The 20,719-nt window shown below is 57.7% G+C and carries 19 protein-coding genes and 2 rRNA genes (1 of these 21 only partly in view); 11 read left to right on the forward strand and 10 right to left on the reverse strand.

All coding sequences use genetic code 11. The annotated features are described in order from the left end of the window. Window positions 1-140: 140 nt before the first annotated feature. The 3 genes from ACSMDR_RS07560 (at window position 141) to ACSMDR_RS07570 (ending at window position 2,632) form a co-directional block, all read left to right on the forward strand. Window positions 141-1,652 (forward strand): aminotransferase class V-fold PLP-dependent enzyme, encoded by a 1,512-nt coding sequence (locus ACSMDR_RS07560; RefSeq protein WP_436468221.1) that lies wholly within the window; start codon window positions 141-143, stop codon window positions 1,650-1,652. Between the two features lie 95 nt (window positions 1,653-1,747). Then, window positions 1,748-2,311, forward strand: a complete 564-nt coding sequence (locus tag ACSMDR_RS07565; protein WP_436467812.1) for a septation protein A — start codon at window positions 1,748-1,750, stop codon at window positions 2,309-2,311. Window positions 2,312-2,335: 24 nt separating this feature from the next. Beyond that, window positions 2,336-2,632, forward strand: a complete 297-nt coding sequence (locus ACSMDR_RS07570; RefSeq protein WP_005907363.1) for a YciI family protein — start codon at window positions 2,336-2,338, stop codon at window positions 2,630-2,632. 118 nt (window positions 2,633-2,750) lie between these two features. Here ACSMDR_RS07570 and cysQ read toward each other — a convergent pair whose 3' ends face one another. After that, on the reverse strand, window positions 2,751-3,506 hold the full coding sequence (gene cysQ, locus ACSMDR_RS07575) for a 3'(2'),5'-bisphosphate nucleotidase CysQ (RefSeq protein WP_436467813.1): 756 nt from the start codon (window positions 3,504-3,506) through the stop codon (window positions 2,751-2,753). A 170-nt stretch (window positions 3,507-3,676) separates the two neighbouring features. Here cysQ and ACSMDR_RS07580 point away from each other — a divergent pair, with 170 nt between their 5' ends. From ACSMDR_RS07580 to ACSMDR_RS07590, 3 genes are all read left to right on the forward strand, one after another. After that, on the forward strand, window positions 3,677-3,994 hold the full coding sequence (locus ACSMDR_RS07580) for a ComEA family DNA-binding protein (RefSeq protein WP_436467814.1): 318 nt from the start codon (window positions 3,677-3,679) through the stop codon (window positions 3,992-3,994). A gap of 95 nt (window positions 3,995-4,089) precedes the next feature. After that, entirely contained in the window at window positions 4,090-5,001 is a 912-nt protein-coding gene (gene galU / locus ACSMDR_RS07585) for a UTP--glucose-1-phosphate uridylyltransferase GalU (RefSeq protein ID WP_436467815.1), read from the forward strand. Between the two features lie 213 nt (window positions 5,002-5,214). After that, the gene (locus tag ACSMDR_RS07590; protein ID WP_436467816.1) at window positions 5,215-6,612 is read left to right on the forward strand and encodes a peptide MFS transporter; all 1,398 of its coding nucleotides are present in this window, start codon (window positions 5,215-5,217) and stop codon (window positions 6,610-6,612) included. 82 nt (window positions 6,613-6,694) lie between these two features. Here the strand turns inward: ACSMDR_RS07590 and ACSMDR_RS07595 are convergent, their stop codons facing one another. Further along, complete coding sequence (locus ACSMDR_RS07595; RefSeq protein ID WP_040319431.1) at window positions 6,695-7,666, reverse strand: response regulator; 972 nt, start codon at window positions 7,664-7,666, stop codon at window positions 6,695-6,697. A 222-nt stretch (window positions 7,667-7,888) separates the two neighbouring features. Between ACSMDR_RS07595 and ACSMDR_RS07600 the strand changes: the two genes are divergently transcribed. From ACSMDR_RS07600 to ACSMDR_RS07610, 3 genes are all read left to right on the forward strand, one after another. Next, window positions 7,889-8,563, forward strand: a complete 675-nt coding sequence (locus ACSMDR_RS07600; RefSeq protein WP_436467817.1) for a DnaT-like ssDNA-binding domain-containing protein — start codon at window positions 7,889-7,891, stop codon at window positions 8,561-8,563. A 53-nt stretch (window positions 8,564-8,616) separates the two neighbouring features. After that, a complete protein-coding gene (locus tag ACSMDR_RS07605; RefSeq protein WP_005906642.1) occupies window positions 8,617-9,471 on the forward strand; it encodes a DnaA ATPase domain-containing protein in 855 nt (284 codons plus the stop codon). Between the two features lie 114 nt (window positions 9,472-9,585). Further along, a complete protein-coding gene (locus tag ACSMDR_RS07610) occupies window positions 9,586-10,221 on the forward strand; it encodes an NAD(P)H-binding protein (RefSeq protein WP_436467818.1) in 636 nt (211 codons plus the stop codon). 49 nt (window positions 10,222-10,270) lie between these two features. Here the strand turns inward: ACSMDR_RS07610 and ACSMDR_RS07615 are convergent, their stop codons facing one another. From ACSMDR_RS07615 to ACSMDR_RS07635, 5 genes are read right to left on the reverse strand one after another with little or no spacing between them, the layout of a single operon-like run. Next, the gene (locus ACSMDR_RS07615) at window positions 10,271-11,425 is read right to left on the reverse strand and encodes an ABC transporter permease (protein WP_436467819.1); all 1,155 of its coding nucleotides are present in this window, start codon (window positions 11,423-11,425) and stop codon (window positions 10,271-10,273) included. After that, a complete protein-coding gene (locus ACSMDR_RS07620; protein ID WP_436467820.1) occupies window positions 11,419-12,561 on the reverse strand; it encodes an ABC transporter permease in 1,143 nt (380 codons plus the stop codon). Before ACSMDR_RS07620 ends, ACSMDR_RS07615 begins: the two co-directional genes overlap by 7 nt. Then, entirely contained in the window at window positions 12,561-13,565 is a 1,005-nt protein-coding gene (locus ACSMDR_RS07625) for an HlyD family secretion protein (RefSeq protein ID WP_436467821.1), read from the reverse strand. The genes ACSMDR_RS07620 and ACSMDR_RS07625 overlap by 1 nt, the downstream gene beginning before the upstream one ends. Beyond that, complete coding sequence (locus tag ACSMDR_RS07630) at window positions 13,562-13,714, reverse strand: hypothetical protein (protein WP_436467822.1); 153 nt, start codon at window positions 13,712-13,714, stop codon at window positions 13,562-13,564. Before ACSMDR_RS07630 ends, ACSMDR_RS07625 begins: the two co-directional genes overlap by 4 nt. Further along, window positions 13,711-15,069: a TolC family protein gene (locus ACSMDR_RS07635; RefSeq protein ID WP_436468222.1), complete on the reverse strand. Its 1,359-nt coding sequence runs from the start codon at window positions 15,067-15,069 to the stop codon at window positions 13,711-13,713. Before ACSMDR_RS07635 ends, ACSMDR_RS07630 begins: the two co-directional genes overlap by 4 nt. Before the next feature lie 349 nt (window positions 15,070-15,418). On the opposite strand from ACSMDR_RS07635, the gene dusB reads away from it, so the two are divergent. After that, window positions 15,419-16,384: a tRNA dihydrouridine synthase DusB gene (gene dusB / locus ACSMDR_RS07640; protein ID WP_005906651.1), complete on the forward strand. Its 966-nt coding sequence runs from the start codon at window positions 15,419-15,421 to the stop codon at window positions 16,382-16,384. Between the two features lie 25 nt (window positions 16,385-16,409). Beyond that, on the forward strand, window positions 16,410-16,706 hold the full coding sequence (gene fis, locus ACSMDR_RS07645) for a DNA-binding transcriptional regulator Fis (RefSeq protein ID WP_005906654.1): 297 nt from the start codon (window positions 16,410-16,412) through the stop codon (window positions 16,704-16,706). 139 nt (window positions 16,707-16,845) lie between these two features. Here fis and ACSMDR_RS07650 read toward each other — a convergent pair whose 3' ends face one another. The 3 genes from ACSMDR_RS07650 to ACSMDR_RS07660 form a co-directional block, all read right to left on the reverse strand. Beyond that, complete coding sequence (locus ACSMDR_RS07650; protein ID WP_436468223.1) at window positions 16,846-17,475, reverse strand: LysE family translocator; 630 nt, start codon at window positions 17,473-17,475, stop codon at window positions 16,846-16,848. Between the two features lie 583 nt (window positions 17,476-18,058). Beyond that, window positions 18,059-18,173, reverse strand: a 5S ribosomal RNA gene (gene rrf / locus ACSMDR_RS07655). A 124-nt stretch (window positions 18,174-18,297) separates the two neighbouring features. After that, window positions 18,298-20,719 (reverse strand): 23S ribosomal RNA (locus tag ACSMDR_RS07660) (it continues 468 nt past the right edge of the window).

Below are 20,719 nucleotides of genomic sequence, written 5' to 3' on the forward strand. Positions count from 1 at the left end.
CCGTGCCCCTTTGGTGTATCCTCTGCCGCCAGCGCATTGCCCCTGAGTGGGCCCTGGCGATTACCCGTATTGATGCCGCCGCGACCCCTTGGCCCATGCGCCCGGATGGCGTGGTCCGCCGGCCTGGTCTGGAGACCCCGATGACGTTGACCGAACTCTTTGCCAAACCGGATCCTGCCCTAGCCGCAGCCGTGACTCGCCTGTTGGAACGCTTTCACCGCGCCGACGACAGCGAGGCGCCCTATCGACGCGAGCAGTTTTGCCAACAACTCGATGATGCCAATATGCCCGGTGAGGGCATGGATACCCAGGCCTATCTGGCACGGCTCGAGCAGTTGGTGCCTGGCGCCTCCCATCTCGCTTCCCGTCACTACATGGGCCACATGACGGCCCCCCTGCCCGCCTTCACCGGCGAACTGGCCCGGCTGCTGGTGATGCTCAACCAGAATCCGATGAAGATGGAGTCCTCCCGTTTGCTGAGCTTCCTGGAGCGGGAAGTCTTGGCTAAGCTGCACCGCCTCGTCTATCGAGGCACTGACGACTTCTACCACCACCAGATGCATGCCAAGGATGCGGCGCTCGGTGTCATGACCAGCGGTGGCACCATAGCCAATGTCACCGCCCTCTGGCTCGCCCGCAACCATGCCGTGGGCGACAATCTGTTCCATCTGGTAGAGCAAGGTTACCGCGGCGCCGTCATTCTGGGCTCGCGTCTGATGCACTACTCCTTCGACAAGGGGATGGACTTGCTGGGTATGGGCGCCGTCAATGTCCGTCGGCTGGAGACGGATGCCGACAATCGCCTCAGCCTGCCCGCCCTGGAGGCAGCCTTGCTCGAGTGCAAGGCCTTACGTCTCAAGGTGCTTGCCATCATAGGCGTCGCTGGCAGTACCGACTTTGGCTCAGTCGATCCCCTGGCCGAGCTCGCTGACATCGCCCGCCGGGAAAATGTCCATTTCCACGTAGATGCCGCCTGGGGGGGCCCGACGCTGTTCTCTCCCCGTTACCAGTCACTGCTGGCTGGCATAGAACAGGCTGATACCGTCACTCTGGATGGCCACAAGCAGCTGCTCGTCCCCCTTGGCACCGGCATGCTGCTCTGCAAACGCCCGGATCTGGTGATGGCGGTCAAGCGCGAGGCTCCTTACGCCATTCGCGCCAGCTCCTTCGATCAGGGTCGCTTTACTCTGGAAGGCACCAGACCCGCCAATGCCCTCTATCTGGATGGCGCTTTCCAACTGCTCGGCGAGGTGGGTTATCGCACCCTCATCGAGGCCAACTATGGCAAGGCTCGTTGCATGGCAGCGCTGATCGACGCGGATCCCGCCTTCGAGCTGATGTCGGCCCCGGTGATGAACCTGCTCTCCTATCGCTGCATCCCCCCGCATCTGCAGGGAAAAACATTGAACAAGGCGGCCAACGAACAGATCAATCTCTTCAACGTTGCATTGCAAAAAGCCCAGCGCGCCGAAGGGCACAGCTTTGTCTCCCGCACCCAGCGCCCCCTGCATCGCTACGGCGATCAGCCTCTGGTACTGCTGCGCGCCGTGCTGCTCAACCCCCAGATTGAGGAGTCGAATATCCGCGACTTGCTGGCAGACCAGACCCGATTAGGGTTGAGTGTCGCCGCCGAGCTGTTTACCGATGAGTAAGGAAGGGAACTCAGACCCCCGGGGCGGCTCTTATTCATTTGCCGTTGTCTGTCGGACAGGTAGACTGGATGAAATTTCGAGGTGAATGAGCCAGCATGAAGCAATTTTTTGAATTTATTCCGCTTATCGTTTTCTTTGCCGTCTACAAGATGGTGGACATCTATGCCGCAACCGGCGCTCTGGTGGTGGTCACGGGTCTGCAACTGCTCTACAACTGGCTTCGCTATCGCAAAGTCGAGAAGATGCAGCTGTTCACCTTTATCCTGGTTGGCTTCTTTGGCGGGCTGACGGTCTTCTTCCACGATGACGCCTTCATCAAGTGGAAGGTGACGGTGATCAATGCCCTGTTTGCCCTCGCCCTGCTCATTGCCCGCTACGGCTTTAGCAAGAACCTGATCAAGCAGATGCTTGGCAAGGAGTTGCAGGCACCAGATCCCATCTGGGACAGGGTCAACCTGGCCTGGGCTGGCTTCTTCGCCCTCTGCGGCCTGCTTAACCTCTATGTCGCGTTCAATCTGCCTCAGGAGGTGTGGGTCAACTTCAAGGTGTTCGGCCTGCTCGGCCTGACGCTGGTCTTCACCCTGCTGTCCGGCATCTATCTCTACCGACACATGCCGGCGGAGCAGAAAGATGCCCAGAAACTCGAACGGAAAAAATAACCGCAACACGAAAAGGATTGTCTCATGTGGTATCTGATCTACTCCGAAGATGTGGCCGCGAGTCTGGCTTTGCGCAAACAGGCTCGCCCCGCCCACCTCGCACGGCTACAAGCACTGCAAGATGAGGGACGTCTGCTGACCGCGGGGCCCAACCCCGCCATCGATGCCGAGGATCCAGCCGATGCTGGCTTCAGCGGCTCAACCGTCATCGCCGAGTTCAATAGCCAGGCCGATGCCCAGGCATGGGCAAATGCAGACCCTTATGTCGCTGCTGGCGTCTATGCCAAGGTCACCATCAAGCCATTCAAGAAAGTGTTCTAAGCAGACGCGCACCAATCAATGCAAACAAACAGGCCGGACATTGTCCGGCCTGTTTGTTTTGAGCGGATTGCGAGTACTCGATATCGCCAACACGTTGGAGAGTTTACAGATCGATGCCTCAGGCCCGTGCCACAAACCAGGGGTTGAGGATATTTGGCTTGTTATATTCGAGTGGCGAGCCATCGAGCCGGGTGACACTGCCCCCCGCCCCTTCCAGGACCGCCTGGGCCGCCCCCGTGTCCCACTCGCACGTGGGGGCCAATCTGGGGTAGAGCTCGGCCCCACCCTCGGCGATGATGCAGAACTTGAGGGAACTGCCCATGGAGACCAGGTCAATCTCCCCAAGGGGGGCCAGAAAGTCCAGCGTCTCCTGGGAGAGGTGATTGCGACTGCCCACCACTCGCCAGGGGGTTCCCTCCTGATGAGGCCTTGTCTGGATGGGTCTGCTGGCCCCCCCCTCGCTGCAAAATGCCCCCAGTCTCTTGCCGCCATACCAGAGCTTGTCCAGCACGGGAGCATAGACCATGCCCCAGACCGGGCTGCTCCCCTCAACAAGTGCAATGTTGACGGTAAATTCACCGTTACGGGAGACAAACTCCTTGGTGCCATCCAGGGGATCCACCAGCCAGTAGCGTTGCCAGCCAAGCCTGGCCTGCAATACCTCTTCCCCCGACTCTTCGGACAACACGGGGATATCGGGTGTCAAACTCGCCAAACCGGCAACTATCACGTCATGGGCTCCCTTGTCCGCCGCCGTCAACGGACTCTCGTCAGCTTTGTACTCCACGGTGAAGGCTTGCTGGTAGATGGCCAATATGGCATCACCTGCGGCGCGGGCGATGGCCTCGATCTTGGCAATGGGGGGAAGGGACATAAAATAGCTTCCAAGTCAAAAAGATAGCTCATTCTACCCGAATCAGAACTGCCAGCTTATAGCCGTTTCTCATGAGTTATTCCTTGTCAGAAATGACAGACAAAAACTGCCACTGATGAGCTAAATATCAATGCGGCGCAACCCGCGTCCTTGCTCAAGGAAGAGAGTGTATGAAACGTCTCACGTTAGCCTATGCCGTGCTATTGGCCGCCCTGCCATTACTTGGGCAGCCCGTCCTGGCGGCAGAGAAGGTAGCAACCCAAACCGTCACCAGCAGCGCCGTCAGCAAAACGGGTAAAATCAACCTCAATACGGCCAGCATGGACGAGCTGACCGCCCTCAAGGGGATCGGCGAGAAGAAGGCCCAGTCCATCATCGACTATCGGGAGAAACAGGGGAAATTCAGCTCTGTGGATCAACTGGCCGATGTGAGCGGCATAGGCCCGGCCACCCTGGAGGCCAACCGGGACATGATCATTGTCAAATGAGATGCACAGGAGAAGTCATCTTCTGGGGCGGCCGGTGGCTGCCCCATTTTACTTCGGGTATCATGATGCCACTTTGTCTCACCGGATTGCTCTCCATGAAAAAGACACCGCTCGTTGTTCGCAAGGCCGTGCTACCCGTAGCTGGCTTGGGTACCCGCATGTTGCCCGCCACCAAGGCCATCCCGAAAGAGATGTTGCCCGTGGTCGACAAACCCCTGATCCAGTATGTGGTACGTGAAGCCATCGCCGCAGGTATCAAGGAGATCATCCTGGTCACCCACTCCAGCAAAAACTCCATCGAGAACCATTTCGACAAGAGTTTCGAGCTGGAAGCGACCCTGGAAAAGCGGGTCAAGCGTCAGCTGCTGGAAGAGGTGCAACACATCTGCCCCAAGGACGTGACCATCATGCATGTCCGCCAGGGGGAAGCCAAAGGGCTGGGCCATGCGGTGCTCTGCGCCCGTCCGCTGATCGGTGACAACCCCTTTGCCGTGCTGCTGCCGGACGTACTGATCGACGAAATAGCCAGCGATCTCAAGCAAGATAACCTGGCCGAGATGGTACATCTGTTCGAGGCAGACCAGATCAGCCAGATCATGGTCGAGACAGTGCCCGAGAGCGAAGTCGACAAGTACGGCATCGCCGACGTCAAAGGTGAGGCGCTGACTGCCGGCATGTCCCTGCCGATGCAGGCCATCGTCGAGAAGCCGCCCCGGGATGAAGCACCCTCCAATCTGGCCGTGGTGGGTCGTTATGTGCTGTCGGCCAACATCTGGCCACTGCTTGAGAAGACTCCCGCCGGTGCTGGCGACGAGATCCAGCTGACCGATGCCATCGCCATGCTGATGGAGCGCGAGCAAGTCAACGCTTACTCCATGAAGGGCAGAAGCCATGATTGCGGCAGCAAGCTCGGTTATATGAAGGCCAATGTCGAGTACGCTGCCCGTCATGGCGAGCTCGGCGCCGAATTCCGTCAGTGGCTGGCTCAATTTGCCAAACAGTTGTAAACGCTGATTTTTTCATCGTTTCACAGAATATTAAACGGGGCATCATTTGATGCTCCGTTTTCATTTTTTAAACAAATATTCAGCTTTGAGTAAACAATCAACCATCAAATCATGACCTTGTAATTCAATCACGCTTGTTTTATAAGGTTTAAGGCTTGTTCCGAGCCCTTGCATAAAATTCCTAAAAAAATAAAAGATACAGGTGGAAGTTCCATGAATAACTCGTCAAAAGAGACCTTTTTAGGTCACCCTAAAGGGCTCTTTTTGCTCTTTAGTACCGAACTGTGGGAGCGATTCTCCTATTACGGCATGCGTGCCGTGCTGGTGCTCTACCTCACCGACTTGACAGCCAATGGCGGCATGGGCTGGAGTCAGGCCGATGCCCTCAAGCTCTACGGTATCTATACCGGTCTGGTCTATATCACACCGCTCATCGGTGGCTGGCTGGCCGATACCGTGCTCGGACAACGTCGCTCCATTCTGATCGGCGCCATCTTGATGGCTGCTGGCCAATTCACCCTGGCACTGCCCCACGCCATGTTCCCGGACTTGGTCAACAGCGTCTTCTATGCGGGCCTCGCCCTGCTGATTGTGGGCAACGGCCTGTTCAAGCCGAACATCTCCACCATGGTAGGTGACCTCTATCAGGAAGGGGATCATCGTCGCGATGGCGCCTTCACCATCTTCTATATGGGCATCAACCTGGGTTCCCTGCTGGCCGGGGTTATCTGTGGCGCTGCCGCCACCGCCTATGGCTGGCAGGCAGCCTTCATCGGAGCCGGCATCGGCATGCTGCTCTCCCTGGTACTGCAAGCGACCATGGCGCAGAATTTCCTCGGTGACATCGGCCGGGTCCCTGCGGCCAAACTGGCGGCAGCCAAGCGCGCCAAGAACCAGAAGGCCCCCCTGACCAAACAGGAAGTGGATCGCATCAAAGTCATCCTCATCCTGGGTCTGTTCACCATCATTTTCTGGGCGGGCTTCGAGCAAGCTGGCGGCCTGATGAATCTCTACACCCAGGAGTATACCGACCGCATGATCGGTAGCTTCGAGGTACCAACGGCCTGGTTCCAGTCCCTGAACCCCTTCTTCATCATCACCCTTGCTCCCCTGGTTGCAGCCATCTGGATCAAGCTCGGCAAGAAAGAGCCCAACTCCCCGGTGAAGTTCGCCATGGGTCTGCTGTTCCTGGCCATTGGTTTCCTGTTCATGATCGGTGCCGTACTGGAGCAAGGTGGTGATCAGAGTGTCAAAACCTCCATGTTCTGGCTGGTTGGCGCCTATCTGTTCCACACCCTGGGCGAGCTTTGCCTCTCCCCCATCGGCCTCTCCATGGTGACCAAGCTGGCGCCCCTGCGCCTGGCTTCCCTGATGATGGGTGCCTGGTTCGGCTTTGTTGCCCTGGCCAACTATGCCGCAGGCTTCATCGGATCCTTCGTGGGTGAGTCCGGTGCCATCGCCATCTTCGGCGGCATCGCCGCTGCCGCCGTGCTCAGCGCGCTCCTGCTGCTGACCATGGCCAACCGTCTGGTCTACTGGATGCACGGGGCTGAAGGTCATGCCGACGCTCCTGAGCAAGATGACAAGAAACTGCACTCAGCGACAGTCTGATCACAGGTCACGACAAGCATGATAAAGAGGGCGCCCATTGGGCGCCCTCTTTGATATCGGTGGTATCCAGATGCTCCAGAGACTAGTGGTGGCGCACCTGCATATGCAGGGCACAGCCAGTGTCGCTGCGGATCTGCAGTTCAAAGGGATCGTGCCAGCTCCGTTTATGGAGTCGGTAGTGGCCATCCCGCATCAGACCAAGGGGAAGGCCCCCACTGCGCATCAACCAGTGTGGTGACGTGATGCCAGCATTGGCAAAGCTGAGCCCCTCCTCCTCGTCAAACAGCAGGGCAGCCATTGAGAATGAGTGGCGCAGGCCAGATTCCATCAGCTGCCAATTGAGATAGGCCAGCAAGCGATGGGGTTGAGCCAGCAGCTGGCTCTCCCTTTGTTGATACTGGCGGTAGGGGACATTGAGCAGTGATCGCACCAGGGCGCCGCAGAAGGCGGCATCTGCGGCCAACACCGGCAACTCCATGACCAGTACCAGAAGGCGGTTGTCCACCCTGAACGTATCCGGGATGAAGAGGTTGCCCATTCCCTCGAACGTGACCTGCCAGGGCCCCCACTCCTGCAACATCGGGGTCGACAGATTGCCGAGCAACCGGGTTGCCGCGCCGTCATGGTTGCGAAAGTAATGGAGGTGCTCGACCAGTTCAAGCTGCGGGCTGGAGACCTCCGGAGCCGCCAGACACTGGTTGATGCTTTGCACCACCTGCGACCAGTCACGGATGGGCTTGAGCAGAAAATCTCGGGCGCCACCACGCAGGGCACGGCCAACCTCTTCCATCCGATTCTGGCCCGAGATGATGATGATGGGGATCTGGGGATAGCGCGCCACCAGACAGGCAATCACCTCATGGCCATCCAGATTGGGCATGTTGAGATCGCACAGCACCAGATCCGGCTGATAAAGGGCCGCCCCTGACAATCCCTCGATGCCATCCTCGGCCTGGAACACACAGGCTCCCTCATTCTCTAAATAATTCACCAACATGTGGCGAAAGACGGCTTCGTCCTCCACCACCAGGATCCTGAGTCCGGCTCTTAACATCTTGTTACAGCTCTTGTGGTTCATGCCGATTAGAGCCTAATCCTAGACCACCGCAGCCCCCAGCGAACGGGATGACCTCGCAAAAATGAGCATGATTATTAATCCATATAAGAGACCGGCTACCTGGCCGCCGCCAATCAGAATGCGTCAGGGATCAGCCCTTAATTGTGCCCAGCCAGCCCATGGGGGATAATGGCCCCATCCTAGCTAGCAAAGAACGCCATGACTCCAGCCGAATACAGCGCACTCGCCCATCCCAGACTGTCTCATCCGGCTCGCAGCCTCTACAGTCTGCAGTTGCGGCGACTGATCATGGAAAACCAGCCCCCCCGGCTCAGTTATCCCGAACTGGGGCGGAGCTTGGCGGTGGTCGATCCCATGGATACCAGCGGCTTTAGTTATCAGGTCAATGCCCGCCAACTAACAGCCCTGTTTGACGAGCTGATCGAGGCTGGCTTGCTGTCTATAGAGAGTCCAGTGGAAAGTGAGCACTACCACCAATGCAGCTTCACCCTGCCCTTGCTGAACCAGCGCAGCCGAAGTCCCTTGCCTGAGCGCCCCTTCCAGATGCACCTGCATTGGCGTCCGGACGAGGAGTTGCCCGCTCTGGCGCGCCTATGCGGCGTCATTGATGCAAGCTACAGCGAAGAGGATCTTGGCGAGTTCATCGCATACTGGCTGGGGCGTCCCGAGGTCTTTGACTCCCAGCACCAATGGATGCTCAAATTCATCCGGGCCCTCAAGACCCGCCGCTATGTGCGTCGCCCACAAACCGAGGTGCAAGGTTACCAGCAGGTGAGCCCAGATCCCGTCTCCTCCGGTCCGAGCAAGCGCGCCCAGGAGATGATAGAGCAAGCCAAACGGCTGGCCGAGCAGCAAGAGAGCGAGCATGATTGAGCCAGCCCCAACCCGAACTATGATCGCCACCCCGGCACCAGGAGCATATCAAGATGGCAAATGAACAGGATCCCCTGCGCCAGGAGCTGGCCGAGATCGAAGCCAAGCGGCAACGTATCGCCAAAGCCAAACAGGACAACCGAGTCCATGACCCAGAATTGAGCCGTCATGTCGGCGGTCTGCTCGAGCGCATTCGTCGTCTGCAGGCCGAGACAGGAGGTGGTCAGTACGATTACGAAACCTTGCGCAAAGAGTATGACCTCAAAGCCAACGCCGAGGTACGCCAGCTGCAGAAGAGTGCACGTCAGGAGCGTATTCAGAAACTGATTGCCCAGGCCGACCTCAATCCGGAATGGGTCTTTGAGCGCATGGATGCAAGCGATCCCAGCTTGCAGTACCCGATGGAGACGGCACGCTACTTCATCAGCGGATTCGAGCATTGGGAGAAGAGCGGTGGCGGTTGCATGCTGATCTATGGTGACTATGGTACCGGCAAGTCAACCCTGGCCGGGGCCGTGGCACACGAACTGATCGAGCAGCACCAGAAATCGGTGATCTTCCAGCAGTGGGCCTCGGTGGTGGACCGGCTCTTCTTCAACGTCATTCAGGATCAGGAGGAGCGCAACCAGTACCGGCGCGCCCTGGAAGAGGTCGACCTGCTGATCCTTGACGAAGTGGCCGCCAACAGGGCCAAGATGGCAGAGAGCCAGTCCAGCTTCCTCGGCCATCTGCTGCGCCGGCGCCGCAACCTCTCCAAGAGCGTCATAATCATCACCAACCACAGCCCCCAGAGCTTGCACCAGGCCATTGGCGACTTCAGCTTCGAGGCGATCAAGGCGTTCAACCCGGTGGATATCCAGCTCAGTGGCCCGAGTCGTCGCCCCAGTATCGGCCACTACAACGGCTAAACACCCCGCGGGCCCCAGCGGCCCGCGCAGCCAACCACTCAGATAATAACAACTCTCATTTACGTATCGAAGATGAACCCTTAGGCTAACCTTTTTGCCAAAGGGAGCAGAACCATGCCCACCATTATTATCTTTGGAGCCAGCCGAGGGCTGGGTCTTGCCTTCACCAAGCTGGCCATGATTCAGGGACATAGGGTCCTGGCCATGGTGCGTTCATCCCAAGCTGCCGATGAGTTGCGCGCACTCGGTGCCGATGTGGTATCGGGGGACGCCCTCGATCGAGCGGCGGTAAACCGGGTTTGTGCATTGGCAGGAAAAGATAGCTGGGTAGTCTCAACCCTCGGCAGCTTTCGCAGCCCGAATCCCGTTGACTACGAGGGCAATCGCCAGGTGATCGATGGAATGGAAGAGTGCGGGCTCAAGCGCCTGCTGCTGGTCACCTCCCTTGGTTGTGGCGACAGCTGGCAGCATCTCCCCGAGCGAGCCAGGGCAGCCTTCGGCCATGAGGTCCGTCTCAAGAGTCTGGCCGAAAGCTGGTTGCAGACCAGCACCCTGACCTGGACCATATTGCGCCCTGCTGGCTTGCAGGATGGCAACCCGATCGGTCAGGCACGATTGAGTCAACGTCAGGAGACCCACGGCCTGGTACGACGCCGTGATGTCGCCATTCAAGGGCTGAGCCTGCTCGCCGACAGCACGGCCGCCGGCCAGATCTACGCCATCAGTGATCCCGGCCTCTTGCCGGGTTAAGTTTATCCAGTAATCAACAAGGGTCGGCCTCAGTGCTCTCCCTTGTCAACTAGGCGCTTTGATGCTGACGCCGAGCCAACCAGTAATAGGCAAGTGCGCCATACAGCACCGCCAGCCCCCATAACTGCCACCAAAGCGGTGCCACCTGGGCAAAGTCGGCCCCCATCTGGTTAAGACGCAGAAAACCGGCGATGGCCGGGGTGCTCGGCAACCACTGGGCCAGCCAGTTCAAGGGCCCCGGGATCAACTCTACCGGCCAGATGAACCCCGCCAGAAACACCAACGGCAGGGATGAGAGCAACACTATCTGGCTTGGCAGATCCCGCCTGCGCAGCAAGGCTCCCAACAGTACTCCCAACATGGTGGTCGCAAGCACGAAAGGCAGCACAAACAGCCAGAGTGTCGTCGGTGAAGCGTTGCGGGTGATCTGGTAGTGATCCAGACAAAACCCGAAGAAATAGCTGACCGGTATCAGGAAGAGCCCCCCCAGCACCAGGGTCCGCGCCAGTAACAGGGGCAGCACCGGGGCCTTTTGCCAATAACCCGATATCCCCCGTTCGTTCTGCTGATTCTGGGTCGCTCCCAGTATGCCAGCCCCCATCAGCAACACCTGATGCAGGATAAGCACAAAGACGGCGGGCACCACATAGTTCACGTACCCCATGGTGGGGTTGAACACTGGTAGCACATTGAGCCCCACCGCACTCCAGCCCGTGGCCGCCTGGGGCAAGGCTTCCCCGTGGCTCAGTAGCCGGGCGACCTTCACCTGCGCTGCGAGCGTGCCGCTCGCCTGTGCCAGCCCTTCGGCTATGGTGCCGTACACCAGGAAGTAGGAGGCGTCACCGCTATAGCTTAAGGTCACACTCTTGCCCAGCAGCAGATCCCGATAGAAATGGCGGGGGATCAGCAGTATGCCGCTGGCCCGGCCGTCGATGAGCCACTGACGCGCCTCATCCAGGCTGCTCACCCGAGCGACCAGACGAACCTGAGCCGTCGCATCGGCCATAAACTCCAACTGACGCGAGAGCTGGCTACCATCCTCGTTGATCACCACCACCGGCTCTTCCCGTGGCAGTTGCTGCAAATAGGGTTGGGGATAGAGGAAGGAGTAAAAGAGCACACCGCCAAACAGGGTCAGCATGATAGCCCGATCCGATACCAGGGTGCGCAGTTCGAGACGCACGAGATCCCAGAAACCTAGCATGAGCCAGCCTCCTTCCCGGTCGGACTCAGGGCAAGGGATTCAGAGCGATAGCGACGCGCCACCACACCAAGCAGTGGCAGGAAGAGTAGCAACGGCGCCAGTTGAGAGAGCGCGTGAGCCAGGGGCTGACCATAGTTGGCCTGACCTATCTGCAACTCTATATAGTGCGAAACAGGCAGCAGGCTGCGCCACCCTTCGGCAAAACTGCCCATGGCGCTGGTCGGAAAGGTCACGCCCATGAAGGCAAAGCCGGGGGCCGTCAGGGCCCCCGCCATGGAGAGTGCCCGCGCCGCATCCCTTAGCAGGGCATAGAGCAATGCGCCCAGAGTGAGGCAGGCGGCCGTGGTAAGGCCCAGACCGAGGCTCAAGATAAGCCAACTGCCCTGCATGGGATAGGCCAACACCTTGAACAGCATCAGGCTCCAGCCTAGCCCCCAAGCCCAACCGATGAACAGATTCGGGCCCAGCTTGCGCCACAGGCCCTTCCAGACACCTTCTATGCCCCATCTCTGGCCTAGCCTGTCGGCACGGGCCAGGGAATTCAAACCATAGAGCACCACCAGGATCTGCCAGACCGCCGGGAGCAGGGCGCTAAGCAGGAACTGGGCATAGCTGGAGTTGAGGTTATAGAGCGCCGTGATCTGATTGTTGATGGGCAGCGCCTGGCCCATGGCTCCCGGCAGAACCTGCCCCTCGGCCAGGGCATTCAATACGCCGACCTGACCGTTCAGGGTCCCCACCACCTGCGCCAACGCCGAATTGACCAGCTTGGCTATCAGGATGAACTGGCCATTGTTGAACACTGTGACCTGGGGCTGAAGACCCTCACGAGCATCCCGCTCCAGATGGTGAGGGATCACCACCAGGGCGTAGATATCCCCCCCACGCAGGGCACGACTGCCCTCGCTGACAGAATCAAACTCGGCCCCGAGCTTGAGACCCGAGGAGCCATCCAGAGAGAAGGCAAGCTGGCGGGAGAGCTGACTCTTGTCCAGATCCACCAGACCTATATTGAGATCCCGCGCCAGGCCTGCGGAGAAGATCCAGCACAGCAGCCCCATCAGCAACAGAGGCAGCCAGCTGGCCAATGCACGGCCGAAAGGGTCCCGCCAGAGTTGGCGCAGCTCCTCCCTCATCAGAGCTGAACCAGGACACTCATGCCGACTCTCAGCCCATCTACGGGCTGCAGCGGCCGGGCTTCGACCTGGAAGCTCTTCATGTCAAACCCCTGACGGGTATCAGTCGCACGCCAGGTAGCAAAGTCCCCCATCACGGCAACATGAGTCACCTTGAAGCGCACCCACTGATCATCCAGACCGGGAATGCTGGCATCGAACTCGCTGCCGACCTGGAATCGGGGCAGCAGATCTTCGCGGACATGGAACTGGGCCCAGGCATCCTGCATGTCGAGCAGGGTCACCACGGGAAAACCCTGAGGAGCCAGCTCGCCGCTACGCAGCAGCACCTGGGCGACTTCCCCCTCGTGCGGGCTGGTGATGCGGGTATCGGCCAGATAGGCCTCGACCTCGGCCACGGAGCCCGCCGCCATCTTGACCTTCTCCCGCGCCGCAACCTTGGTTTCGACCCGCGCCCCTTCCAGGGCCAACTGATACTGCTGCCAAGCAATGCCTTCGCTGTACTTGGCCGCCTGCCAGGCTGTCCAGGCTTCATCGCGTTTCTGCAGGGGCATGACACCATCCCTGTGCAGGTTGGCTATCCGCTGATAAGTGGTTCCCCTCAGCGTGGCGGCCACCTTGGCCTGCTGCCACTGATCCTTGGCGGCTGCTATCTGCTGCGCCCTGGCACCATTCTCGGCCTCTTGTGCCAGGGCACCGGCTGCCGCCTCTCCCGCCTTGGCCTGACTCAGCTTGGCCTCTATCTCCGGGCTAGCCAGCGTGAACACCAGCTGTCCCTTGTCCAGCTTGTCTCCCTTCTTCACCAGTACCTGATCGATTCGCCCGGCCACCTTGGAAGAAACCGCATACTGCTGCGCTTCTATCTGCCCCTGCAACCGTACCGGCTCAGGTTGATATGCCAGCCAGAAACGCCAACCAAGCCAGATAACCAGCAATGCCAACGCCAGGAGAAACAACAACAGCCTGCCTTTGCGCATCTTCTGCCGTATGGGGGAGTGACTCATGCTGATACCTCGATATCGGGGCCAGTACGGCCGACGCAGAAACGGATAATGGATAAGGCGGGCTCTGGCGTCACCCTGGTCTGGGCGAGCAGCATTGCCTCGGTGAGGCGGTGAGCATAGGCGCAAGGCTTGAAAGAGCGGCTCTTCATGAACTCACCTCGATAGCCTGGGCATACTGATATTGATTGAAGCTGTTCATCTGGCCGGAGAGCGCCAACAAACGCGCCAGCGATACCACATACTGGTAAGCGGCGGCGGCCCGCTGGGTCTTGACCCCGGCCAACTGGTTACGGGCATCAACCACATCTAGCGAGGTAGAGAGTCCTTGCGCGAATGCCTTATCCCGCAGGGAGACATTTTCCTGTGCCAGTTGCTGGGTCGAGTCGAGGGCCTGATACTCCTCCATCCCCTGGGCCGCTTCACGCCAGGTCTTCTCGACCAGCAACTCCAGATCCTCACGGGTCTTGGCTTGGAGCAGATTGACCTGCAACTCGGCACTCTTGGCCGCCTGGACCGCATCGGAACGGCCATCCCGGCTCACCAGCGGCATGCTGACGCCGACCCCGACCAACCAGTCCGGGGTCAGGCTGGAGGTGATGGAGTCATCCTCATAGAGGTTGTAATTACCAAACAGGAACAGCTCGGGGGCATATTTGCCCTTCTCCAGCTTGATTAGCCCCTGAGCCTGCTGCTTCTTCGCTGCCAGCAGCTTGAGGCCGGGGTGCACAGCCAGGGTCTCCTGCACGAAGGCATCCATCTCCGGCATCTGGGCATTGATAAACAGAGGATTGTCGGGCTCAGCCCCCTTGAGTTTGAGCATCCGGGCCAGAGCCAGCTCGGCAATCTCCAGGCTGCGGCGATACTTCTGGGTATCGATGCGCGCCCTGTCATAGGCCGACTGAGCCGAGAGCCGCTCGACTTTGGCTATCTGGCCCTGCGCTTCCAGCTTGCGGGCATGATCTAGGTGATGGGCCAGCCCCTGCTCGATCTCCTGCTTGGTCTGCACCACCTGCGCCGCCAACACCACACCGAAATAAGTCTGGGAGAGACTCTCGAAGCTGGCCTGCTGCTTGAGCACCAGTTGCTCCTGAGCCTCCACTACCTGCGCCTGACGGATATCCTGAGCGGCATCGATACGCCCCCCCACGAACAGCGGCCACAGCATCTTGACCGAACTGGTCACCACATTCTGCTTTGTGAGAGGGGTAACAAAATCGCTGGCTCCGAGCTGCAATGCCTGCATCACGGGCCCCAGGATCTGGCCGAATTCGGGATGATTGGCGATGGGATTGAGATCCAGCATGTCCAGCTCGACCGGCTTGTCAAGATGGGTGTAGCTTGCCCCTAGATCCACCTTGGGCAGATACATGGCCTTGGCCGCCTCGCGCAGCTGCTTGGCGCGGTCAACCCCGGCTTGTTCCGCTGCCAATCCCTCGTCTTGTTGCAGCACCTTGCTCCAGGCCTGGTTAAAGCTGAGGGGCTGCGCCTGGGCTGGCGTCAGCATGAGCCATAACAGGCAGGGCGCCAGCTGGCAGATAAAGCGTGCTCTCATACTTCCCCAATCTGTTGGTCGTGCAGTTTGTAATGAAAATGTTTGGAGTTTTTACTCAACGCAGGGCAATTATCATAACGCAAAGCCCGGGGATCTGGTCACGGGTAATTCGATTGTATCCCTTCACTTCAGCTGACGGCAGCCCCCATCACAATTTGCCCGATTTTCAAGCACTCCTGAATTTGCAAGGCCTCGCTGGCCGTTTTTTTCATAAAAAAATGCCTGACGCTCAAATACTAACCTTTTATCCTGACTAAAAAATGCGTAATATACGCCGCCCTAAGCCGATGGTAACTGTGGAATGCAGATAGGTCCCCACACGCTTGAAACTCCCTTGATTGTGGCCCCCATGGCCGGTGTAACAGACCGACCATTTCGTGAGCTTTGTTTGCGATTGGGTGCCGGCATGGCCGTTTCCGAGATGCTGCTGGCCAATCCGGACGTCTGGGATACCCAGAAGACCAGGATGCGGATGGATCACTCTGCCGAAGCGGGACTGCGATCGGTCCAGATAGCTGGAGCCGACCCGGAGATGATGGCGTTTGCCGCCCGCTACAACGTGGAGCAGGGCGCTCAGATCGTCGACATCAACATGGGGTGTCCAGCAAAAAAAGTGAATAAGAAGTTGGCAGGTTCCGCCCTGCTGCGCCAACCCGATCTGGTCAGAACTATCTGCCGGGCCGTGGTCGATGCAGTGGAAGTGCCTGTCACCTTGAAGATCCGCACAGGATGGGATCCGGATAACCGCAATGGCGAGGAGATCGCCCGAATCGCCGAAGATTGCGGTATCGCGGCCCTTGCCGTGCATGGTCGCACTCGCTCCTGCCTCTACAAGGGCGAAGCAGAGTACGACACTATCAGGGCGATTAAGCAGGCCGTATCGATTCCTGTTGTCGCCAATGGCGACATAGACAGCCCGGAGAAGGCCCGGTATGTCCTCGACTATACCGGCGTCGATGCCGTGATGATCGGCCGTGCAGCGCAAGGACGACCGTGGATTTTCCGGGAAATCCGTCATTTTCTTGAGACAGGAACCAAGCTGCCACCTCCCGGAAGGGATGAGGTTCGCACCCTGATGAACGAGCATGTAACCAATCTGCATCAGTTTTACGGTGCCTTTCTGGGAGCGCGCATTGCCCGTAAACACGTGGGCTGGTATCTGGATGAAGAAGTGACGGGCCGAGAATTCCGTAAGCACTTCAATGCGTTGGATTGTGCAGATGCACAGCTAAGAGCACTTGAAGTGTATTTCGATGGATTAGGTTAACGCATAACTAAAGAGCCGACCGAATATGTTCGAACAAACCCTGACTTCTGATGCATTGGTAACAACTACTCACAATCATGCCGCCGAGCCCACCCAGCGCCCCCTGCGTGACTCTGTGCAACAGGCCCTGCGTAACTACCTGGCCCAGTTGAACGGTCAGGAAGTGATTGAGCTGTATGATATGGTCCTCTCCGAAGTCGAAGCTCCCATGCTGGACGTGATCATGCAGTACACCCGTGGTAACCAGACTCGCGCTGCCGTGATGATGGGGATCAACCGCGGAACCCTGCGTAAAAAGCTCAAACGTTACGGCATGAACTGATCTTTCGATCATGTCTGTGCAGGACAAGGCGCATTCCAGCAGTGGAATGCGCCTTTTCTATTGCGGCGTGTTCATTCGCAGCGAGCTCAGGCAAAACGTCTGCACTGGCCGTTGCGCAACTCGATGATGATAGTCTCTGCTATTCAGTAGCCAGCCGTATCCCCAGCACGACGAAGAGCCCCCCCATTACGCGATTGAGCCAGCGACTCAACTTGGCCGAGACCTTCAGCTTGCTGCTGGCAAATGCGGTCGACAGCGCCAGTAGATGGCACCAGATCATGCCGTTCAGGTTGAATATGCAACCGAGCAGGATGAAAGCCAGCGCCTTCTGGGGAGCATCCGGCGCAATGAATTGCGGCACGAATGCCAGAAAAAACAGCGCCACCTTAGGATTGAGTAGATTGGTTAGAAATCCTTGCCAGAAGAGACGGCCATAGGGCAAAGGCGCCAGCTTGATTTTCCTTTTATCCAAGAGGGGGCCAGATCGCGTTCTCAGCAAGCCAACCCCCAGATAAATGAGGTAAAGCGCCCCCAGCAACTTGATGATGCTGAACAGACTGGCAGAGGCGCTCAGCAATGCCGATAATCCTAATGCAGCCGCAAGTACATGCACCATGGTGCCAGTGCCTATACCAAGCGCAGCCATCGAGCCCGCTCGCCATCCCTGAGAGCCACTGCGTAGCATGATGAGCAATGAGTCAGGCCCTGGCATCATATTAAGCAGCAGGCCGGATACGATAAACAACGCTAGATCATGGATCCCTAGCATGGCACTTACCTCCCGAATAAAAGAACAGTCTAAGGGGTCCAAGGCGATTGTCATCCCTCATCCAGGCTATAGCCACTATCAACGCCTGTGATAACCAGCCAGCTACCGGATTGGAGAACTGGCATTACCCTGGGCCACTCAGCAACCTTCTCACTCAATTCATCTCTTTCAACAGAAAATAAAATGAATAAAATGCGCCCAATATTTGACACTTGGTGGGCTCAACGCTACGCACTGCATTATTTAGGGAAATAGATACTGCGAGAAGGCTACCTTGTTGCATTGTCGATTAAGCCAAACGGCTCGGTTTTCACATCGACATGCAGCTGGAAGAGGGGGTGGTGGAGATGCTGCAGCCGTGCGGCGAGTCAGGGGGAGCAGTTTAGATACTATCGGTTCGCTGGCGATGGGCGTCTGGCTCAAGCGCCTGCCACTTCGCGCAAACCGCTACGCCGCGGCACTATCGTGCCAAATCGCAGGCATGAAAAAAGCCCACTCGTGAGAGCGGGCTGTTAAGGTCTTGCTACCAATAAGAAGCATCCGCTTCTTCTGGCCAGTCACATCGCTGTGACTGTAATTAGGAGCCTGGCAGTGTCCTACTCTCGCATGGCGAATGCCACACTACCATCGGCGCTACCGCGTTTCACTTCTGAGTTCGGCATGGGATCAGGTGGGTCCACGGCGCTATGGCCGCCAGGCAAAAACTTCAATCTCGGAAAGCTGACGTGAATAACGACTTCGCTAGTTGCTTGTCACTATCACTGAATTTGTAAGTAGTTCATGCACTTGCTACAAGCACCAGAAACACTTCTTGGGTGTTGTATGGTTAAGCCTCACGGGTAATTAGTATGGGTTAGCTCAACACGTCGCCGCGCTTACACACCCCACCTATCAACGTTGTGGTCTCCAACGGCCCTTTAGGACCCTCAAGGGGTCAGGGATGACTCATCTCAGGGCTCGCTTCCCGCTTAGATGCTTTCAGCGGTTATCGATTCCGAACTTAGCTACCGGGCAGTGCCACTGGCGTGACAACCCGAACACCAGAGGTTCGTTCACTCCGGTCCTCTCGTACTAGGAGCAACTCCCTTCAATCATCCAACGCCCACGGCAGATAGGGACCGAACTGTCTCACGACGTTCTGAACCCAGCTCGCGTACCACTTTAAATGGCGAACAGCCATACCCTTGGGACCGACTTCAGCCCCAGGATGTGATGAGCCGACATCGAGGTGCCAAACACCGCCGTCGATATGAACTCTTGGGCGGTATCAGCCTGTTATCCCCGGAGTACCTTTTATCCGTTGAGCGATGGCCCTTCCATTCAGAACCACCGGATCACTATGACCTACTTTCGTACCTGCTCGACCTGTCCGTCTCGCAGTTAAGCTGGCTTATGCCATTGCACTAACCTCCTGATGTCCGACCAGGATTAGCCAACCTTCGTGCTCCTCCGTTACTCTTTGGGAGGAGACCGCCCCAGTCAAACTACCCACCAGGCACTGTCCGCGAGCCCGATTCAGGGCCCTGCGTTAGAACATCAAACATACAAGGGTGGTATTTCAAGGACGGCTCCACGACAACTGGCGTCATCGCTTCAAAGCCTCCCACCTATCCTACACATGTAGGTTCAATGTTCAGTGCCAAGCTGTAGTAAAGGTTCACGGGGTCTTTCCGTCTAGCCGCGGGTACACCGCATCTTCACGGCGAATTCGATTTCACTGAGTCTCGGGTGGAGACAGCATGGCCATGGTTACACCATTCGTGCAGGTCGGAACTTACCCGACAAGGAATTTCGCTACCTTAGGACCGTTATAGTTACGGCCGCCGTTTACCGGGGCTTCGATCAAGAGCTTCGCTTGCGCTAACCCCATCAATTAACCTTCCGGCACCGGGCAGGTGTCACACCCTATACGTCCACTTTCGTGTTTGCAGAGTGCTGTGTTTTTGATAAACAGTCCCAGCCATCTGGTCACTGCGACTCCCAACTGCTCCATCCGCGAGGGACTTCACTGTCAAGAGCGAACCTTCTCCCGAAGTTACGGTTCTATTTTGCCTAGTTCCTTCACCCGAGTTCTCTCAAGCGCCTTGGTATTCTCTACCCGACCACCTGTGTCGGTTTGGGGTACGATGACTTGTAATCTGAAGCTTAGAGGCTTTTCCTGGAAGCATGGCATCAATGGCTTCACCACCGTAGTGGCTTCGTCTCGTGTCTCAGCGTTGCATCTCCGGATTTGCCTAGAGATACCGCCTACGCACTTTCACCAGGACAACCGTCGCCTGGCCCACCTAGCCTTCTCCGTCCCCCCATCGCAATTACAAGTCGTGCAGGAATATTAACCTGCTTCCCATCGATTACGCCTTTCGGCCTCACCTTAGGGGTCGACTCACCCTGCCCCGATTAACGTTGGACAGGAACCCTTGGTCTTCCGGCGAGGAGGCTTTTCACCCCCTTTATCGTTACTTACGTCAGCATTCGCACTTCTGATATCTCCAGCATACCTCTCGATACACCTTCGCAGACTTACAGAACGCTCCCCTACCACTCACACATAAGTGTGAATCCGCGGCTTCGGTGCCTGGTTTGAGCCCCGTTACATCTTCCGCGCAGGCCGACTCGACTAGTGAGCTATTACGCTTTCTTTAAATGATGGCTGCTTCTAAGCCAACATCCTAGCTGTCTGAGCCTTCCCACATCGTTTCCCACTTAACCAGAACTTTGGGACCTTAGCCGGCGGTCTGGGTTGTTTCCCTCTTCACGACGGACGTTAGCACCCGCCGTGTGTCTCCCGGATATTACTTACTGGTATTCGGAGTTTGCATGGAGTTGGTAAGTCGGGATGACCCCCTAGTCCAAACAGTGCTCTACCCCCAGTAGTATTCGTCCGAGGCGCTACCTAAATAGCTTTCGGGGAGAACCAGCTATCTCCGAGTTTGATTGGCCTTTCACCCCCAGCCACAGGTCATCCCCTAACTTTGCAACGTTAGTGGGTTCGGTCCTCCAGTTGATGTTACTCAACCTTCAACCTGCCCATGGCTAGATCACCCGGTTTCGGGTCTACACCTTGCAACTAGACGCCCAGTTAAGACTCGGTTTCCCTACGGCTCCCCTATACGGTTAACCTCGCTACAAAATGTAAGTCGCTGACCCATTATACAAAAGGTACGCAGTCACCCCGAAGGGCTCCCACTGCTTGTACGTACACGGTTTCAGGTTCTATTTCACTCCCCTCACAGGGGTTCTTTTC

This window comes from Aeromonas molluscorum (assembly GCF_051376105.1).
GTDB lineage: Bacteria > Pseudomonadota > Gammaproteobacteria > Enterobacterales > Aeromonadaceae > Aeromonas > Aeromonas molluscorum.

Coding starts and splice junctions, on each gene's coding strand:
- fis (WP_005906654.1), top strand. CDS start 16,410: ATGTTCGAACAAACCCTGACTTCTGATGCATTGGTAACAACTACTCAC.
- ACSMDR_RS07565 (WP_436467812.1), top strand. CDS start 1,748: ATGAAGCAATTTTTTGAATTTATTCCGCTTATCGTTTTCTTTGCCGTC.
- galU (WP_436467815.1), top strand. CDS start 4,090: ATGAAAAAGACACCGCTCGTTGTTCGCAAGGCCGTGCTACCCGTAGCT.
- ACSMDR_RS07560 (WP_436468221.1), top strand. CDS start 141: ATGACGTTGACCGAACTCTTTGCCAAACCGGATCCTGCCCTAGCCGCA.
- ACSMDR_RS07650 (WP_436468223.1), bottom strand. CDS start 17,475: ATGCTAGGGATCCATGATCTAGCGTTGTTTATCGTATCCGGCCTGCTG.
- ACSMDR_RS07615 (WP_436467819.1), bottom strand. CDS start 11,425: ATGCTAGGTTTCTGGGATCTCGTGCGTCTCGAACTGCGCACCCTGGTA.
- ACSMDR_RS07610 (WP_436467818.1), top strand. CDS start 9,586: ATGCCCACCATTATTATCTTTGGAGCCAGCCGAGGGCTGGGTCTTGCC.
- cysQ (WP_436467813.1), bottom strand. CDS start 3,506: ATGTCCCTTCCCCCCATTGCCAAGATCGAGGCCATCGCCCGCGCCGCA.
- ACSMDR_RS07580 (WP_436467814.1), top strand. CDS start 3,677: ATGAAACGTCTCACGTTAGCCTATGCCGTGCTATTGGCCGCCCTGCCA.
- ACSMDR_RS07635 (WP_436468222.1), bottom strand. CDS start 15,069: ATGCTGACGCCAGCCCAGGCGCAGCCCCTCAGCTTTAACCAGGCCTGG.
- ACSMDR_RS07625 (WP_436467821.1), bottom strand. CDS start 13,565: ATGAGTCACTCCCCCATACGGCAGAAGATGCGCAAAGGCAGGCTGTTG.
- ACSMDR_RS07630 (WP_436467822.1), bottom strand. CDS start 13,714: ATGAAGAGCCGCTCTTTCAAGCCTTGCGCCTATGCTCACCGCCTCACC.
- ACSMDR_RS07595 (WP_040319431.1), bottom strand. CDS start 7,666: ATGTTAAGAGCCGGACTCAGGATCCTGGTGGTGGAGGACGAAGCCGTC.
- ACSMDR_RS07605 (WP_005906642.1), top strand. CDS start 8,617: ATGGCAAATGAACAGGATCCCCTGCGCCAGGAGCTGGCCGAGATCGAA.
- ACSMDR_RS07600 (WP_436467817.1), top strand. CDS start 7,889: ATGACTCCAGCCGAATACAGCGCACTCGCCCATCCCAGACTGTCTCAT.
- ACSMDR_RS07570 (WP_005907363.1), top strand. CDS start 2,336: ATGTGGTATCTGATCTACTCCGAAGATGTGGCCGCGAGTCTGGCTTTG.
- ACSMDR_RS07590 (WP_436467816.1), top strand. CDS start 5,215: ATGAATAACTCGTCAAAAGAGACCTTTTTAGGTCACCCTAAAGGGCTC.
- dusB (WP_005906651.1), top strand. CDS start 15,419: ATGCAGATAGGTCCCCACACGCTTGAAACTCCCTTGATTGTGGCCCCC.
- ACSMDR_RS07620 (WP_436467820.1), bottom strand. CDS start 12,561: ATGAGGGAGGAGCTGCGCCAACTCTGGCGGGACCCTTTCGGCCGTGCA.